Below are 2623 nucleotides of genomic sequence, written 5' to 3'. Positions count from 1 at the left end.
GCTTACAAAACCTGCCGGTTAGCTCTGATGGGTGGCGCTAAAGAGGTTATCGCCTACCGTTTGGATGACGGCAACGCAGCGGCATCTTCGATAACCCTGAATGACACCGCAGAGGTACCGACGGCAGCGCTGAGAATCGAGGGGTACTACAAGGGCACCCGCGCGGATAGCTTCAAGATTGCTGTTTCGGCTAACCCAGTAGACCCCCTGAAGAAGGACATCAAGCTGTACGAGGGCACTGTACTGAAGAAAGTATTTACCTTTGTCAGCGGCACCGTCGCTGCTGCCGTCGCGGCTATCAACGGTGACGGTCAAAAGCTGATCAAGGCAACGCTGCTCGCCGAAGGTAACGGTATCCTGGCAGATGTGGCGGCGCAAGCCTTGACCGGTGGCGACTCGGGGATTACGGCGCTGGCTAACCAGGACTATGTTGACGCCTTTGCCCTGATGGAAGCGCAGGACTTCAACGTGGTAACGCTTGATGGGGTAACTGATGCTGGTTTACAAGCGTCTTTCAAAGCCTGGGTTCAGCGTCTACGTTCGGAAGGGACTCACATTATCGGGGTTATTGGGGGCAGTGCTACCGCCGATAAGGCTGCGGATGCGGTTGACCAAGCAGTGGCTAGGAGTTCGGCGTCTAACTATGAGGGTATCGTAAACGTCGGCTGTGGGGGCTACCTTGGCGGCGTGGAATATAGCTCTGCTGAAGTGGCGGCCTGGGTTGCCGGCCTGATTGCGGGGCAAAAGCTCAAAGAGTCCACTACCTACGCGTCCGCCCCGTTTAGTGATGTGAATCGAAGGTGGACCAAGACGGAAATGAAGACGGCGGTGGAAAATGGGGTGTTTCTGCTAATCCATGACGGCTTGATTGTGAAGGTTCTGAAGGGCATCAACTCTTTGGTGACTTTACGTCAAGATCAGAACAACGCCTTCAAGAAAATCCGGGGCATCCGGGTCATGGATGCGATTGCTGAGGATCTCCAGAGGACGGCGGAGGCCAATTACATCGGTAAGGTTAACAACACCGAAGAGGGCCGCCTGGCGCTGATTGGGGCCTGTATGCAATATATGGCTACGCTGGCCAAAGGTGAAGTTATCGAGAATACTGGCTACTTCGTACAGCTTGACCCGAATTACTATGGGGAAGGTGCGACCATGACGCCGGAGGCAGATCAAGTGTTCCTAAATTACGGAGCGCGGCTGACCGACGTGATGGAAAATATCTTCGGAAACTTCTACGTGCTATAGGGGGGTGGATTAATTGGCTGATTTCCTGGACACTTCAAGGATTGTTAACGGCCATTACGGGTATCTATACCTGGAAGGGGAATGGCAGACTAACGTGACTGCAGTTACTGCGGATGTGGAACCTGACTACAAAGAGGTATTGGTCTGTGGAACCCGCTGGACCCAGCACAAACTTGGCAGCCTGAAAGGAACCGGAACAATTACTGGCTTCAAGGTAACCTCTGACCTCATCCAGCTCAACTTGCCTATCACCGATGACCGGCGTGGGGCTGTGGTCACGGAGCTCATTACCAAGCTGGACGACCCGGAAGCCTTTGGTTATGAGCGCATTCGGCTGAAGAATGTCAAGTTTACAAAGATTGCTCTGGCCAACTGGAAAGCTGGGGATCTAATCGAGGATGAGTGGCCCTTCGTGTTTGAGGGTGTTGAGCTACTGGACCCGATTGAGGCCGACTAAGATTCATTGAGAAAGGAGGGAAACAATGGCTACGGAGTTTGAAGGAATGACGGATGAGCAGATTATAGAACAATTGCTCGGAAAATCTGAACCCCCAAAAGGGTATTACAGAATCAAGCGTCCCGGTTATGGCTACAATCTGGAGATTGATATGCAAGGTCTTACCGTGGCAAAGGTCGGTAAGTTGCGGGAACAGTGTACTATCAAGGAGAAGAAGCGGGGTCGGGTGGCAACCGAATTCGATGAGGAAAAGTTTAACTGCCTGCTTATTTCTGAAGCCACAATCGGCCTCCGGATGGTAATTGAGGATGAAGAAAACCCGAGGGTAATTGAGCTCAAAGGCTGGGGGGACGAGAAGCTTATGGTCAAAGGTAAGCTCTCCGGCCCTGATCAGGTCGTCAAACGCTTGCTTTGGGCTGGGGAGCTTGATGCCCTTGGAAACAAAGTCTTGGATCTGTCTGGTTATAACATCGAGTTGGAAGACGTAAAAAACTAATCAAGGCCGGGGGACTCGCAGGGGTGTTATATGATTTCTGGGTGAAGCACAACCTGCGCCCCGGCGAGTTTTACAGGCTTCCTAGAGGGGAACAGCTGTTCCTGCTGGCAAGTCGGGAGATTGAGATCGAAAGCGCGAGACGGGGGAAGAGAGGGGGTAGTGTAAGTCATGCCAAATTATGAAGTGTATCGCATGGACATTGTGGTGGATGTGACTGACGAGCAGGCTGAGGTTAAGCTAAAAAACCTGGACCGGACTATACAAAGCACCCAGAAACATGCGGGTAACCTTGGTAAGACGGACGCGACCCCCCATGTAGACAAAAGAGCCAGGACCGAACTCTCCAATACAGAGAAGGTTTTGGGGAGTGCAAAGAAACGGGCAGATGTATTACACCGAACAAGGGTCAACCCCACGATTTC

Annotated in this window: 4 protein-coding genes; all 4 read left to right on the top strand. The window is 52.4% G+C overall.

Annotated features, from left to right (window positions below; genetic code table 11):
* The coding region (locus ACE4YL_RS06255) for a phage tail sheath subtilisin-like domain-containing protein (protein WP_461369381.1) at window positions 1–1248 on the top strand (1248 nt) is incomplete at its 5' end.
* Between the two features lie 13 nt (window positions 1249–1261).
* Entirely contained in the window at window positions 1262–1705 is a 444-nt protein-coding gene (locus ACE4YL_RS06250) for a phage tail tube protein (protein ID WP_461369380.1), read from the top strand.
* A 25-nt stretch (window positions 1706–1730) separates the two neighbouring features.
* On the top strand, window positions 1731–2201 hold the full coding sequence (locus tag ACE4YL_RS06245) for a phage tail assembly chaperone (RefSeq protein ID WP_461369379.1): 471 nt from the start codon (window positions 1731–1733) through the stop codon (window positions 2199–2201).
* A 192-nt stretch (window positions 2202–2393) separates the two neighbouring features.
* Window positions 2394–2623, top strand: a 230-nt coding sequence (locus ACE4YL_RS06240) for a hypothetical protein (protein WP_461369378.1), incomplete at its 3' end; no start/stop codon positions are given.

The sequence above is a fragment of the Candidatus Darwinibacter acetoxidans genome (genome assembly GCF_041936445.1).
Lineage (GTDB): Bacteria > Bacillota > Limnochordia > Darwinibacteriales > Darwinibacteriaceae > DTU010.
The sequence above is the reverse complement of the archived record's forward strand: the minus strand, read 5'-3'. Positions and strand labels throughout refer to the sequence as shown.